This window comes from Halobellus inordinatus (genome assembly GCF_024498335.1).
Taxonomy (GTDB): domain Archaea; phylum Halobacteriota; class Halobacteria; order Halobacteriales; family Haloferacaceae; genus Haloquadratum; species Haloquadratum inordinatus.
Genome location: NZ_CP101825.1, coordinates 950,183 through 963,289, shown reverse-complemented (window position 1 = coordinate 963,289; position 13,107 = coordinate 950,183). Strand labels below are relative to the sequence as shown.

Below are 13,107 nucleotides of genomic sequence, written 5' to 3'. Positions count from 1 at the left end.
TTGGTTCGCACAGTCGGGAGGTGTGAGTTGGTTCGCACAGTCGGGAGGTGTGAGTTGGTTCGCACGGTCGAGGGTCCCCACGAAGCGCGACCGCACAGGGAAGGGACAACGCTAAGGCCGCCGCCCGGCCGCCTACGAGTATGCACGCAGACGCGGTCGTCCTCGACATCGACGGCGTGCTCCTCGACGTGGCCGACTCGTATCGTCGCGCTATCGTGGAGTCCGTCGAGCGCCTGTACGACCGGACGATCGACCGCGACGACGTTCAGTTGTTCAAGGACGCCGGCGGCTTCAACAACGACTGGGACGTGACCTACGCGGCGGCGCTGTACGTCCTCGTCGACGCGCGCGCGTCGATCGGGCTCTCGGCGTTCACCGACCAGATAGAATCCCAGGGTGGCGGTCTCGACGCCGCCGAAGCGGTCGCGAGCGCTCATCTCGACGCCGACGCGCTCGCGGCCGTCCGCGACGAGTGGGACCGTGAGGGGCTCCGCGAGGCGTTCCAGGCGCTGTATCTCGGCGCGGACCTGTATCGAGAACTAGAGGGCGGCGAGCCGCCGTTCGAGACCGCGGGATACATCCACGACGAGCCGATCATTCTCGAACCCGAGACGATCGACCGACTGCGGCAGCGCGCCGACGTGGGCGTCCTCACGGGACGCCCCGCGGCGGAGGCCGACATCGCGCTCGACCGCGTCGGACTCTCGGTTCCCGACGAGCACCGTTTCACGATGGACGACTGGGAGGAGGGCAAGCCGCACCCCCACGCGCTCGTGACGCTCGCAGAGCGCTTCGACGCCGACAGCGTCGCCTTCGCCGGCGACACCCTCGACGACGTGAAGACCGCGGTCAACGCCGCCGAGAGCGATCCCGAGCGGGAGTACTACGGCATCGGCGTCCTGACCGGCGGGCTGACCGGCGAATCGGGGCGACGGGCGTACGAGGCCGCCGGCGCGGCCGCCGTCGTCGACTCCGTGAACGACCTCCCGGCGCTGCTCTTCGAGTAGGTCCGGCGGCGGCGACAGCGCGTCTCGGCAGGTGCGCTACGAGCACCCAACGAGCACGCTTTTTGCGTCCCCGTCTAACCCTCACGCGATGGACGCGCTTCGCATCGAACGACTCGCCTGGGCCGGCATCTTCGCCGCGGTCGTCGCCGTCGTCGTGACGACCGTCCTCGCGCCCGACCCGACCGGCCTCCTGCCGCTCGGCGTCGCCCTCGGCACCTTCGTCGTCGTCGCCCCGCTGGCCGCCTGGTTCGCACTCGATTCGATCTCGCCGGAGGCGGAAGCGGGCGATCAGACCGTCCAGTATCTCGTCTTCTTCGGCGTCGCGCTCGGCGGTCGTCTCGCACTTGGTGCGCTCGGCGTCGGCGGCCCGGTCGGCGGCCTCGTCCCGCTCGCAGTCGGCTGGCTGGTCGCGACCCAGGCGAAAGGACTGAATCCGCGGCGCTGGAACGGGAGTGAGACGGTATGAGCGACGTCCGCTCGAACTTCCTCCGGTTCGCCGCAGTGGTGATCGTCGTCGACGTCCTCGGACTCGGCGTGTGGCGACTGCTGCCCCCGGAGACCTCGATCCGAACGGGTCTGCTTCTCGGGACGCTGATCGTCGCTCCCCTGGTGGGATTCCTCGTCGTGTACCTCCCGATGGCGACGGCGGCACAGGAGAGAGCGAACGACTGGGAGTGAGCGAGACGGCCAGCGACACCGCGACACAGGGGCGAACACCGGCAGCCATCCCCGGTCACGCAACCCTTTACCCGACCGCCTCCTCACGGCCACCTATGCGAATTGCACTTCTCGGCGGTACCGGCGACGTCGGCGAGGGCCTCGCGCTCCGCTGGGCCTACCACACGGACCACGATGTCGTAATCGGCTCTCGGGACCCCGACGCCGCACACGACGCCGCCGCCGCGTATCAAGAGACCGTTGCAGAACACGGCCGCGAGACGAAGATCACCGGCTTCGAGAACGCGATGGCGGCCGATCGGGCTGACGTCGTCGTCCTCAGCGTCCCGCCGTACCACGTCGCGGACACGGTCGACGCCGTCGCCGACAGCCTCGATGCGGACGACGTGCTGGTCACCCCCGCCGCGGGGATGCAGCGCGACGAGGACGGCTTCCACTACCACCCACCGGGCGCGGGCAGCGTGACCGCACTCGTCGCCGACGCCGCCCCCGAGGACGTGCCCGTCGTCGGCGCGTTCCACAACCTCGCGGCCGGGCGCCTCGCGAATCTCGACGCCGACCTCGGCATCGACACGCTCCTCGTGGGCGAGGACGAGGGCGCGAAAGACACCGTCGCCGGAATCGCAGAGGACATCGACGGCCTCCGCGCGCTCGACGCCGGCGGCATCGCGAACGCCGCAGAGGTCGAGTCGCTGACGCCGCTGTTGATCAACGTCGCCCAGAACAACGACGGCCTGCACGACCTAGGCGTTTCGTTCCGATAGCGTTCTTTTCCCGGTCTGCGGTCCGCCTCAGAACCGATCGCGGAGTTCCGTTCGGAGATCGTCGAGCGTGACGTCCTCCATCGCGAGCACGACGAGCAGGTGATAGACGAGGTCGGCGCTCTCGGCCAGCAGTTCCTCCTCGTCTTCGTCTTTCGCGGCGAGAATCGTCTCGGTGGCCTCCTCGCCGATCTTCTCTAAGACGGCGTTTTTCCCCTTCTCGTGGGTGAAAAGCGACGTCGTGTAGGAGCCCTCGGGTAGCGTCTCCTTGCGGTCCTCGATCGTCGCGAACAGTTCGTCGAGCACCTCCGCCGGCGGCGTGTCCGATTCCATACCCGAGAGTACACCGGTCGGGGGAAGAATCGTCCGATTCAGCGAGGGCCGGTGCGACTGAGCGGATCCGACGAACGCCGTGAATCAGGCCGGGTGGACCGTGATCCGCTGTTTCCGGTCGATCGCCTGTTCGAGTTCGTCCGCGATGGCGCTGCCGCGGGAGACCTGGATGTCGCCGCCGCGACCGACCGTCGCGGTGAAGAGGTACTCGCCGTCGGCGCGGATCTCGACGGTCTCGCCGACGTGTTCGTCCATCCGGACGACGACGTGCCGGGAGGTGACTTCGGGCGTGACGACGATGCCCTCGGAGGACTGGGCGCCGCCGCCTGCACCCCCGGAGCCGCCGGCGCTTCCACTCGCGCCGCCGCGACCCGGTTTCTCGTCGTGCGTCCGAACGTCGATCTCGATGCCGAGGCGGTCTTCGACGTCGGAGATACGGCCGCCGCCCTTGCCGATCACGTAGGAGATGTCGTCCTCCTCGACGTAGACGACCGCCTTGTTCTGGCCCTTGAGTTCGACGTCGACGTGCCCGCGGGCGATCGAGCGGATCTCGCGTTCGATCTCCTGGCGGGCGAGGCGGCCGACGCCGCTCTCCTCGCTCTCTCCGTCGCCGGTGAGCGGGACGGTGATGACCTGCCGGTTGAACGTGTAGATCTCGTACTCCGGTTTTCCGGTCTCGAAGTTCGTGACCTGGATGACCGGGCGTGCGAGGTCCTCCGCGGTGAGTCCTTCGGGGACTTTCACCTCCGTCTTGACGTCGTAGACGGTGTCGACGCGCCCGTCTTCGATGTAGACGACGGTGTCTACGACCTGCGGGATCATCCCGAGTTCGACGCGGCCGACGAGACGCTGGAGCGCGTCGATGGCGCGCGTGGCGTGGACGACGCCGACCATCCCGACGCCCGCGAGGCGCATATCCGCGAAGACGCCGAAGTCCTTCGTCTTCCGCACCTCGTCGTAGATCGTGTAGTCCGGGCGGACGAGGAGGAGCGAATCGGCCGTCTTCTCCATATCGCCGCCGAGCGCGGTGTACTGGGTGATGTCCGGACCGACCTGGAGGTCGCGGGGCTTCTCCATCGTCTTGACCGCGTAGTCGCTCTCGGTGAGGAACTCCGCGACGGCCTGCGCGAACGTCGATTTCCCGGCTCCGGGAGACCCGGAGATGAGGACGCCGCGCTGGCGCTCTTTCAGCCGATCCCGGAGTTCGTCGGCGAACTCGTAGTCATCCAGGTCGGTCTTGACGATCGGCCGGACGGCGGTAATCTCGATGCCGTCGGCGAAGGGCGGGCGCGCGACCGCGATGCGGTAGTCGCGGAACTGCACGATGCTCATCCCCGGTTCGGAGAGTTCGAGAAAGCCCTCGGAACTGGTGCGGGCCGTCTCCTCGATGTCGTCGGCCCACTCTTTCATCTGCGCCTCGTCGGAGACCTCGTCGTCGATCGTCTGGTAGTGCATCTCGCCGATGGCGCCGCGCTTGGCTTTCGGCTTCGTCCCGGTCTTGAGGTGGACCGACATCGTCTGGTCGTCGAAGAACTCCTCGATGACGAGTTCGCCGGAACCGCGGACGCGCGGTTCGACGTACTCGACGTCGATCCCTTTCGCCTTCGCGACCTCCGACTGGACGACGTCGCTCGTGAGAAGCGTCGCCTGCTCCTCTTCTGCGATGTCGCGGATGAGCGCGTCGATGTCGCCCTCGTGCGCGCCGGTGGCCTCGCTGGGTTTCGTCCGGCGGCCGACGTACCGGACGTCGACGTCGCCCTCGTCGGCGAGTTCCGCGAGGCGCTGGAGCTCTTCGAGGCCCGCCCAGCCCGTGTCGAGGCCGTCGTTGGCCTGGGATTCGAGTTCTCCGACGACGGCTTCGGGGACCAGAACCGTGACCTCGCCGTCCGACTCGACTCGCTCGGACACGCGACCGTCGATGACCGCGCTCGTGTCCGGCACTATCTTCATATCTCCGGATTCGACCGGCGGACAAATAAGGGTATAGACTGCTGGCGGACCAATCAGCGGCGAGACAAAACGGAGTCGTCGAAGTCAGTCATCAGAGGCCGCGCTAGCGGCGGGGCCTCCGGCATCCACGGAGCCGTCGGCGTCGCTGACAGGTTGCTCCGTCCACTCGAACCCTTCGTCGCGGTGTTCCTCGAGGATCTCGAAGGAGTCGACGAGGTCGTCGAGGTTGTTCGCGCGTTCGCAGAGCTGATCTGCCTGCGTTTCGAGTTCGGTGAGCGACTCCGACTGCTGGGTCGCGTCCTCGACGGCCGCGGCGGTCTGTGCGGTCGTCTCCTCGGAGATGTTCGCGACCTCGTCGACGCGGGCGGCGACGTCCTGCGAGGAGTCCGCCTGCTGGTCGGTCGCGTTACTCACTTCACGGATGCTCGCGTCGATTCCCTCGACGTCGTCGACGATCGACTCGAACTCCTCGATGGCCTCCGCGACGGTCTCGACGCTGGATTTCACCTGCTGGTCGGTCTCGTGAACGGTCGCGAGCGTCTCCTCGGAGCGCTCGGTGACGTCTTCGATGAGCGTCGAGACCTCGTCGGCGGACTCGCGGGTCTCCTCGGCCAGCGATTTGACCTCCTCGGCGACGACGCCGAAGCCGTCACCGGCGGAGCCGGCGTGGGCCGCCTCGATCGAGGCGTTGATCGCGAGCAGATCGGTCTGGGAGCCGACCGAGTCGATGAACTCGGCGATCTCGTCGATCTCCTCGATGTGTGCCGCTAGTTCCTCCATCGCTGCCGCCGTCTCTTCGATTCGGGCCTCGGCGGCGTCGAGTTCTTCCATCGCCGTCGTGGCGACGTCGCGGCCGGCGCGTCCGCGTTCGGCGGCGCGCTCTGCGGTCCCCGCGACCTCGTCCGCAGAAGCGGCGATCTCCTCGACGGTCGCCGAGAGCGTCGAGAGTTCCGAGGCGACCGTCTGGAGGTGTTCGGTCTGTTCGTCGGCGCCGGCTTCGATCTCGTCGACCGCGGCCGCGACGGCCTCGCTCGCTTCGGTCGCACGCCGGACGTGCGTTTGAGCGTCCGAACTCATTTCTGCGACCTGGTCGGCGAACGTCTGGACGTCGCCGAGCGTCGCCGAGAGCGTCCGGAGGAACTCGTTGTACGAGCGGGCGACTTCGCCGTAGCGGTCGTCCTCAGCGGCGAGTTTCTCGGCGGGCATCAGCGCTGTGAGGTCGCCCTCGCGGGCGCGCTCGGTCGCCTCGCCGAAGGCGTCGACCAACTGCTGGAGCGCCCGCGTGTGCGTCGTGAGGTCTGAGGCCATCCGGCCGAGCGAGTCGCCGAACTCGCCCGGAAGTCGTTCCTCGAGCACCGGATCGTCGAACTCTCGATCCGCCATCGCCGTCGCCTGCGCGGACACGAGTTGGAGGTGCTCGTGCATATCTCCGAAGTCTTCGACCAGTTGGGCGACCTCGTCGTCGCCGTCGGTCGTCGGTGGCGACGTCGAGAGATCACCGGCCGCGACGGCAGACGCGGACCTCGAGAGCTGATCGATCGGCGTGACGACGTCGCGCCGGACGATCAGGACCGTATTGAGGAACGCGACGACCGCGCCGACGAGGAGCAGCGCCGACAAGAGCGTCTGCGTCTCCCCGCTGGCGATCCACGGAAGCGCCGCCTGTGCGACCGAGATCGCGAACTGGATCCCGACCGCGACGTGCACCTTCCGGGCGACCGAGCGGGAGACGCCGAGGACGTCCATCGTCCCCCACAGGAGCCGTTCGTACGATTCGAGCAGATACATACCCTACCGTCTCTGGACGCATCCCATAAGCCTATCATTGCGTTCTCATCAGATGAAAACAGAATTTGCCGAGAGATAGCTGTCTAAATCAACGTTTGCCTCTCGCTATCAGATTCGATACGTGACGTGGGCAGCTGCCTCGAACAGAATCGGTCAGCCGGCGACAGCCGAGACAGCGGCGGCGTCAGGGCGCGCGGTCTTCGAACCACTCGGCGAACTTCGCGAAGGCGCGGCCGCGGTGTGAGACGGCGTTCTTCTCGTCGGCGGTCATCTCTGCGAACGTCGTCCCGTCGTGTTCGAAGATCGGATCGTAGCCGAAGCCGCCCTCACCGCGCGGTTCGACGATCCGGCCGCGGACGGAGCCACGGAACAGTTTCACGGGGAGTGCGTCGGCGTCCGCGGCGGCGTCGCCATTGCCGTCTTCGTCGACAGATGCCGCCCCAGCGGCCGCGGCGGCGCTGCGGTCCGCGCGGTCGACTGGGTCGGGCGATGCCGCGAAGTCGTCGCCGTCGCAGTACGCCAGCACGCACTGGAAGGAGGCCCGGCGCGGCGCGTCGATCTCGGTAGCGACGAGTCGCTGGACGGCGTCGATGCCGAGCGTCTCCTCGACGTACGAGGAGTACGGACCGGGGAAGCCCTCGAAGCCTTCGACGAACAGACCGGCGTCGTCGACGAGGACCGGCTCGCCCGCGTAGCGGTACGCTTCCCGGGCGCCGCGGGCCGCGATGGGGCCGAGATCCGAGGCCTGGACCTCGGTGTAGTCGTAGTTCAGTTGCTCGACGCCGTCGAGATACTCGCGGGCCTCGCGCACCTTGCCCGCGTTGGTCGTGACGTATCGGAGCATTCGCTCCGAGGTCGGGCGGGTCGGGAGAAAGCGTCGTCGGTTCCGCGTCGCGTCCGACCGCCGCAGTGCGACGGCGCGGCGACGGCGGAGTCGAAAGTGGAACGGTCAGTCGACGATGACTTCGACCGGGCCGCCCTCGTCCTCGTCGGCTTCCTCGGCGTCGCTGCGGGACTTCTGCTCCTGCCAGAGCAGTCCGCCGACGACGACGAGCGCGATCCACGAGCGCCAGTTCGCGAGGTTGAGCGTGTAGCCGATACCGAACGGCTTCTTGACGAGCATTCCCTTGCCGGGCTGCCAGTACGACGACAGCATTCGGCCGATCGAGGGGCGCTCGAAGTTGTACGGGATCCCGAGAATCTCACCCTGTTGCGGTTTGTCTACCATACGACAGCGTACGCCGGGCTCTAATAAATCGTTTTGGCATCGTGCTGCCGCGTTGGGCGATTTTCGCTTCGCGCCGGCGGTCCACTCCCGATGATCCTCACTGATACCGGCCGCGTCCTTCGATCGCTCGAAGCCGGGTACGGACCTCTGCGTCGCCCGCAGCGGCGTAGCCCGCCTCGAAGGCGTCGAGCAGGGGTGCGGACTCGGCCGCCGTCCCCGCAACGCTCTGTTTGAACACGTGGAGATCCATCGCGTGATCCTCGACGTGCCCGGTGTGGTAGCCGAGACCGAAATCGACGAGGTACGTCCGCTCCTCGCCGACGCGGACGTTTCGGGTCGTGGGGTCGCCGTGGACGAAGCCCGCGTCGTGGATCGCCGCGAGGTGGCGGCCGACGGCGCGGCACCGATCGACCGTGAGCGCCGCCGCGAGGTCGTCGTGGCCGACGTACTCGAAGACGAGCGTGCCGTCCTGCGGGTCGATGTCGTACACGACTGGCGTCGGGACGCCGACGCGGCGGGCAGCGCTGGTCAGGCGCGCCTCCGCGCGGGTCCGCTCGGCACGGAGACGTTCGTCGAGCGCCGGGTGGCGGTACGCTTTGGGTACGCGGCGTTTGATCACCCGGTCGTCCTCGAAGGTGACTGTCGCCTCCGCGCCGCGGATCGTCCCCGACGCGCTGGGGTCTCTGACGACCGACTCCCCCTCGCCGCGCCACGTGACGGGCACCTCGTCGGGTCGGAAGTTGGGGTCGACGGAGGAATCGGCGACGTCGAGGGTGTCGCCGGCGGCATACATCTTCGCGCCGAGCACCGCGATCATCCCCGCGTTGTCCCGCAGGAACCGCGGTTCCGGCGCGTAGAAGTCCGCGCCGCGCTGTTCGCACATCGACGCGAGCATCGCTCTGAGCCGCGCATTCTGCCCGACGCCGCCGCCGAGGACGAGTTCGTCCGTCCCCGTCAGCGACAGCGCCCGCTCTGCGACCTCCGTCAGCATCCCGAAGATCGTCTCCTGGAGGCCGGCGCAGACGTCTTCGACCGGGACGCCGTCGTCGACGGCGTCTTTCGCCGCGGACATAATGCCCGAAAACGAGAAGTCCATCCCCTTGACGACGTACGGGAGGTCGTAGTAGTCGCCGTCTTTCGCCCGCTGTTCGACCTTCGGCCCGCCGGGATGGGACCAATCGAGATGGCGCGTGAATTTGTCGATGGCGTTGCCGACGCCGGTGTCCATCGTCTCGCCGAGGATGCGGTACCGGCCGTTGTGATAGCCGAGCAAGTGTGCGTTCGCCCCCGAAGCGTTCAGACAGACCGGCGAGTCGAAGCCGGACTGGTGCCGACCGATCTCCAGGTGGGCGACCATATGGTTGACGCCGACCAGCGGGACCGAGAGCGTCTGGGCGAGGGCACGCGCCGCAGTCCCGACGATGCGGAGACACGGGCCGAGACCGGGTCCGCGGGAGAACGCCACGGCGTCGACGTCGAGACCGTCGCCATCGGCGGTTTCGGCGGCCTGATCGAGAACCGTCGCGACGACGTCGGGGATGGCCGTGCCCATATGTTCGGCCGCCTCGCGCGGGTGAATACCGCCGCTGTCGGGCTGGTAGGGATCGGATTCGATGACGACCTCGTCGGTCTCGGTGTCGTAGAGCGCGGCGCTAGCGGCCCACGCGGTTCCTTCGATTCCGACGATTCGCATCGAAAAAAGTACTCGTTAGGGCCGAATCAGGCTTCTTCGGCTTCCGCTTCGCCGCCTTCCTCGGCCTCGATCTTGTTCCGGTCGAGCATATAATCCTGCTCGATGTCGCGGGCGAAATCCGGGGAGTCGTAGACCTTCGCGTAGCCGACGGTCTTTCGCATTCCGAACTTCGTATCGAGTTCGTGGACGACGACCTCGTCGGAGTCCTTGTTGAGTTTCGCCGCGAGACTGTCGCGAACGGAGAGTCGAGACGGCGTCGCATCCTCGTGAACGATCTCGAACCGGACGTCGGACCGATGCAACATCGGGTTCTCGTCCTCGGAGATAATGTCGATTTCCATGGTTCAGTTGTTCTACCATCCATCCGAAAGGAGTAAAAGGATTTCGAAGGGGTAGAGCGGTGAGAAAATCGGTCGAGAGGCCGTTTTCACGACGCGTTTCCGATCCAGTGCCGGAACTGGCAATCGGAGTCAGTAGCTCAGACGACCGGCTGTTGTCAGCGCCGCGACAGTCACGGCGTCGGAGTCGGGTCAGTCCTCGACGCCGAGCGTCGCCAGCGCGGCGTCGACGTCGCCTTCCATCCGCTCGAACAGCGAGCGCATCTCGGCTTTCGCGTCCGCCGTCACCTCGACGCGGACCATCCCCTCTCCGGGCTGGCCGTAGACGACTGTCGCGCCCGTCGGGGCGGCGAGAACGGCTGGAAGCGCCGCGAGGTCCTCCTCGCCGTCGACGACGATGGTGATGGGGACGTCGGCGTCGAGGGCGTCGACGAGCGCAACGAGCAGGGCTTCGGAGATGACGCCGGGGGCGTTTTCGACCGCCCGACGGTGCTCGGGGTCCGAGAGCGCGACGCTGATCTCCTCGTCGACCGCCTCGCGTTCAGTCCGGCCGTCGACGAGCGCGACGGCGGGGATATGGCCGGCCTGCCGGAGGTGGTAGGTGACGACGTCGCCGACGGCGATCACTGGGCGTCCGGCGTCAGCCAGCAACGCCTCGGCGTCCTCGTAGACGGGGCCGAACGGCTCTTTGAACGCGCCACGCAGCTCCGCTGGCAGGGTGAGCATCCGTTCAGCGGACCTTCAGCGCGTAGCCGCCCGGTTCCCTGACGTTCATCTCCTCGGCGATCTCCGATTGCTCGGGATGCGTGATGACGACGTAGCCCGCCCAGTCCTCGGTGAGGCTGCTGGATCCGCAGTTTTCACACGCCTGCGCGTCGGCGTGGTTGATGTAGTGGCACTCCCGGCAGGCGAGACGGGACTCCGCCATCTACGTTCCCTCCGCCTCGGTCGTGGCGGTGTTGGCCTGTCGGTCGGCTTCGAGCCACCCGTGCTTGCCGAGACCGGGCTGTTTCGCGGTGAGGCCGATCTTCGAGTCGCGCGGGTTGCGCTCGTCGATGCTCTTCGTGACGACCCGCACGCGGACGGAGTCGCCGACGCTGAGCGTCCGGTTCGATTCGGTGGACGCGAGCTGCTGGTTCTCGCCGTCGTAGGCGAGATACTCGTCGGAGATCTGCGAGACGTGCAGCAGTCCGTCGACCGGCCCGATGCCGACGAAGGCGCCGAACTCGACGACCTCGACGACCTCGCCGTCGACGACCTCCTGCATCGAGGGATCGAAGGTGATCGCGTCGAACTCCGCCTCGTAGTAGACGCCGGCGCGGCCGGGGAGCACCGTCCCCTCGCCGATGTCGTGGACGTCGATGACGCTGACGACGCTGCCGACGTCTTCGTCCATCCGTCCTTCGAGTTTGTCCTGCAGGAGCCGCTTGACCCGCTGTGGCGTCACGTCCGCGAGGTGCGCTGGCGGCACCTCGACTGTGTCTTTGAGTCGTACCCGTTTGTACATACGTTATGGTTCTGTTATTTCCAATGTGTTTCGGCCCCTTAAACCGATTACGCGAATTCCGCGTTCGAGCAATCGGTCCCGGAGCGGCCTGTCGTTCGTGAGGACGTAATCGCCCTCGGCTTCCGCGAGTTCGACCACCGCGTCGTCGGCGTACGATTCGCCGGTCTCGACGATGCGACACCGCGAGACGAGGTCCCGACCGACGCTCGCAGCCGTCGCCTCGGCGCCGTTGCCCGACTCGCTGAGCTTCTCCAGCTCGGCGACGACCGATCTGGTGGTGACCAGATCCGCGTCCGCGCCGACGAGGCGGTCGAGCTCGTCGAAGATCCGGACGTCGAGTTCGACCGGCATCATCAGCGCGTTCGTGTCGAGTATTACCGTCGTCATCGTCTCGTGGGGTCCCGGCGTCATCTCGTGGCTTTCCGCGTCAGTTCGTCGTCCGGCGCGCGGCGTCGCTCGCGGTGATCACTGCAGCGTTCCGATTCCGATGAGTCGCCAGCGAGCGCCGACGCGGCGGTTGATGGCGATCTTCGAGCCGGATTCGGCGCAGACGGGGCGCTTCAGCGCCACCTCGGCCTCGCCGGAGCGAGCGCTCGTGACCGAGCCGACGGTCGTCGCGGTCCCGACGGTGAGCATCAGCGGCTCGCCGGTCGAGATCTCCTCGACGCTGCCCTCGTCCTCGCCGACGATCCGGTCGAGCAGTTCCACGTCCATCGTGAACTTCTCGCGCGTCGGCGGTAGCGTCCCGGGTTCGCCCGCGACCTGGCCGGCCAGTGCGTCGCCTTTCGTGAGGCTCGGGTCGAGTCCGGTCCCGATGCCGCAGAGACCGCCGGGGCGGACCTCCTCGACGGAGCGGCCGCCGGCCTGCAGCGAGCGAATCTCGGTCGTGATCGGCTGCCACTCCGAGGAGCCGCCCTCCTCGACCTCGCGGCCGGGGCGCAGTTCGAGTTCCTCGCCCGTGGCGAGTTTGCCCTGCACGACCGACCCGCCGACGACGCCGCCGGAGAGGTCCTCCCAGGTCGTGCCCGGGCGGTTGATGTCGAACGAGCGCGCGGCGAAGAGCCGCGGGGACTCCGTCTCGTCGCGCTCGGGAGTCGAGATCTCCCGCTCGATGGCGTCGATGAGGAGGTCGATGTTCACTTCCTGTTGCGCGCTGACGGGGACGATCGGCGCGTCCTCGGCGACGGTGCCGGAGACGAACTCCTTGATCTGCTCGTAGGACTCGACCGCGCGCTCGCGGTCGACGAGGTCGATCTTGTTCTGTGCGATGACGATGTTCTCGATCCCGATGATGTCGAGCGCCATCAGGTGCTCTTCGGTCTGGGCCTGCGGGACGTCCTCGGTCGCGCTCACGACGAGCACGGCCCCGTCCATAATGGCCGCGCCCGAGAGCATCGTCGCCATCAGCGTCTCGTGGCCCGGCGCGTCGACGAACGAGACCGTTCTGAGTACCTCTGTCTCCTCGCCGTCTGGGCCGGTCTCGTCGACCGTGTAGCACTCCGGCGCGTCGACGCCGGGAATCTGCCGGAACGTGGCGTCAGCGTACCCCAGTCGGATGGAGATGCCGCGCTTCATCTCCTCGGAGTGCTGGTCCGTCCACGATCCGGACAGCGCCTGCACGAGCGTCGTCTTCCCGTGGTCGACGTGACCGACGAGCCCGATGTTCACCTCCGGTTGTTGTGTTTGTTGTGTCACCATTGACCTCCTAGAGAGTAATCTTGGGAGCAATTCGCCGCGAGCGACTGATAAAGTTGCTGTTCTCTACTCGCTGTGGGAGCATAAATCGTCCGTGAACGGGGCGAAACGGCCGTCAGAGGGGTCGAT

The 13,107-nt window shown here is 67.2% G+C and carries 16 protein-coding genes; 4 read left to right on the top strand and 12 right to left on the bottom strand.

The window, feature by feature from the left end:
- Window positions 1–140: 140 nt before the first annotated feature.
- From NO362_RS04980 to npdG, 4 genes are all read left to right on the top strand, one after another.
- Window positions 141–1,007, top strand: a complete 867-nt coding sequence (locus tag NO362_RS04980) for a TIGR01548 family HAD-type hydrolase (protein ID WP_256546345.1) — start codon at window positions 141–143, stop codon at window positions 1,005–1,007.
- A gap of 88 nt (window positions 1,008–1,095) precedes the next feature.
- Entirely contained in the window at window positions 1,096–1,473 is a 378-nt protein-coding gene (locus NO362_RS04975) for a hypothetical protein (protein ID WP_256546344.1), read from the top strand.
- Window positions 1,470–1,685 (top strand): hypothetical protein, encoded by a 216-nt coding sequence (locus NO362_RS04970; protein ID WP_256546343.1) that lies wholly within the window; start codon window positions 1,470–1,472, stop codon window positions 1,683–1,685. Before NO362_RS04975 ends, NO362_RS04970 begins: the two co-directional genes overlap by 4 nt.
- 95 nt (window positions 1,686–1,780) lie before the next feature.
- Window positions 1,781–2,449, top strand: coding sequence for an NADPH-dependent F420 reductase (gene npdG / locus NO362_RS04965; RefSeq protein ID WP_256287728.1), 669 nt, complete (start codon window positions 1,781–1,783; stop codon window positions 2,447–2,449).
- 27 nt (window positions 2,450–2,476) lie between these two features.
- On the opposite strand, the gene hisE is transcribed toward npdG, so the two are convergent.
- The 12 genes from hisE to NO362_RS04905 all read right to left on the bottom strand — a co-directional run bounded on the left by hisE (window position 2,477) and on the right by NO362_RS04905 (window position 12,978).
- A complete protein-coding gene (gene hisE / locus NO362_RS04960; protein ID WP_256546342.1) occupies window positions 2,477–2,779 on the bottom strand; it encodes a phosphoribosyl-ATP diphosphatase in 303 nt (100 codons plus the stop codon).
- An 84-nt stretch (window positions 2,780–2,863) separates the two neighbouring features.
- Entirely contained in the window at window positions 2,864–4,729 is a 1,866-nt protein-coding gene (locus NO362_RS04955; protein WP_256546341.1) for a PINc/VapC family ATPase, read from the bottom strand.
- A gap of 84 nt (window positions 4,730–4,813) precedes the next feature.
- Window positions 4,814–6,517, bottom strand: coding sequence for a methyl-accepting chemotaxis protein (locus NO362_RS04950; RefSeq protein WP_256546340.1), 1,704 nt, complete (start codon window positions 6,515–6,517; stop codon window positions 4,814–4,816).
- Between the two features lie 184 nt (window positions 6,518–6,701).
- Window positions 6,702–7,361, bottom strand: coding sequence for a non-canonical purine NTP pyrophosphatase (locus NO362_RS04945; RefSeq protein ID WP_256546339.1), 660 nt, complete (start codon window positions 7,359–7,361; stop codon window positions 6,702–6,704).
- A 105-nt stretch (window positions 7,362–7,466) separates the two neighbouring features.
- Window positions 7,467–7,745 (bottom strand): DUF5808 domain-containing protein, encoded by a 279-nt coding sequence (locus NO362_RS04940; RefSeq protein ID WP_256546338.1) that lies wholly within the window; start codon window positions 7,743–7,745, stop codon window positions 7,467–7,469.
- 97 nt (window positions 7,746–7,842) lie between these two features.
- Window positions 7,843–9,438 (bottom strand): bifunctional N(6)-L-threonylcarbamoyladenine synthase/serine/threonine protein kinase, encoded by a 1,596-nt coding sequence (locus NO362_RS04935; RefSeq protein ID WP_256546337.1) that lies wholly within the window; start codon window positions 9,436–9,438, stop codon window positions 7,843–7,845.
- 26 nt (window positions 9,439–9,464) lie between these two features.
- Window positions 9,465–9,779, bottom strand: a complete 315-nt coding sequence (locus tag NO362_RS04930) for a 30S ribosomal protein S24e (protein WP_121569032.1) — start codon at window positions 9,777–9,779, stop codon at window positions 9,465–9,467.
- Between the two features lie 189 nt (window positions 9,780–9,968).
- The gene (locus tag NO362_RS04925; RefSeq protein ID WP_256546336.1) at window positions 9,969–10,502 is read right to left on the bottom strand and encodes a GTP-dependent dephospho-CoA kinase family protein; all 534 of its coding nucleotides are present in this window, start codon (window positions 10,500–10,502) and stop codon (window positions 9,969–9,971) included.
- A 4-nt stretch (window positions 10,503–10,506) separates the two neighbouring features.
- Window positions 10,507–10,704, bottom strand: a complete 198-nt coding sequence (gene spt4, locus NO362_RS04920) for a transcription elongation factor subunit Spt4 (RefSeq protein ID WP_121569034.1) — start codon at window positions 10,702–10,704, stop codon at window positions 10,507–10,509.
- Window positions 10,705–11,283 (bottom strand): DNA-directed RNA polymerase, encoded by a 579-nt coding sequence (locus NO362_RS04915; protein WP_121569035.1) that lies wholly within the window; start codon window positions 11,281–11,283, stop codon window positions 10,705–10,707. It abuts the gene before it with no gap.
- A gap of 3 nt (window positions 11,284–11,286) precedes the next feature.
- Entirely contained in the window at window positions 11,287–11,670 is a 384-nt protein-coding gene (locus NO362_RS04910) for a type II toxin-antitoxin system VapC family toxin (protein ID WP_233560589.1), read from the bottom strand.
- Window positions 11,671–11,748: 78 nt separating this feature from the next.
- Window positions 11,749–12,978, bottom strand: coding sequence for a translation initiation factor IF-2 subunit gamma (locus tag NO362_RS04905; protein ID WP_256546335.1), 1,230 nt, complete (start codon window positions 12,976–12,978; stop codon window positions 11,749–11,751).
- Between the last annotated feature and the right edge of the window lie 129 nt (window positions 12,979–13,107).

Coding starts and splice junctions, on each gene's coding strand:
- NO362_RS04910 (WP_233560589.1), bottom strand. CDS start 11,670: ATGACGACGGTAATACTCGACACGAACGCGCTGATGATGCCGGTCGAA.
- NO362_RS04950 (WP_256546340.1), bottom strand. CDS start 6,517: ATGTATCTGCTCGAATCGTACGAACGGCTCCTGTGGGGGACGATGGAC.
- NO362_RS04975 (WP_256546344.1), top strand. CDS start 1,096: ATGGACGCGCTTCGCATCGAACGACTCGCCTGGGCCGGCATCTTCGCC.
- NO362_RS04980 (WP_256546345.1), top strand. CDS start 141: ATGCACGCAGACGCGGTCGTCCTCGACATCGACGGCGTGCTCCTCGAC.
- NO362_RS04925 (WP_256546336.1), bottom strand. CDS start 10,502: ATGCTCACCCTGCCAGCGGAGCTGCGTGGCGCGTTCAAAGAGCCGTTC.
- NO362_RS04915 (WP_121569035.1), bottom strand. CDS start 11,283: ATGTACAAACGGGTACGACTCAAAGACACAGTCGAGGTGCCGCCAGCG.
- NO362_RS04945 (WP_256546339.1), bottom strand. CDS start 7,361: ATGCTCCGATACGTCACGACCAACGCGGGCAAGGTGCGCGAGGCCCGC.
- NO362_RS04970 (WP_256546343.1), top strand. CDS start 1,470: ATGAGCGACGTCCGCTCGAACTTCCTCCGGTTCGCCGCAGTGGTGATC.
- npdG (WP_256287728.1), top strand. CDS start 1,781: ATGCGAATTGCACTTCTCGGCGGTACCGGCGACGTCGGCGAGGGCCTC.
- NO362_RS04955 (WP_256546341.1), bottom strand. CDS start 4,729: ATGAAGATAGTGCCGGACACGAGCGCGGTCATCGACGGTCGCGTGTCC.
- NO362_RS04940 (WP_256546338.1), bottom strand. CDS start 7,745: ATGGTAGACAAACCGCAACAGGGTGAGATTCTCGGGATCCCGTACAAC.
- hisE (WP_256546342.1), bottom strand. CDS start 2,779: ATGGAATCGGACACGCCGCCGGCGGAGGTGCTCGACGAACTGTTCGCG.
- NO362_RS04930 (WP_121569032.1), bottom strand. CDS start 9,779: ATGGAAATCGACATTATCTCCGAGGACGAGAACCCGATGTTGCATCGG.
- NO362_RS04935 (WP_256546337.1), bottom strand. CDS start 9,438: ATGCGAATCGTCGGAATCGAAGGAACCGCGTGGGCCGCTAGCGCCGCG.
- spt4 (WP_121569034.1), bottom strand. CDS start 10,704: ATGGCGGAGTCCCGTCTCGCCTGCCGGGAGTGCCACTACATCAACCAC.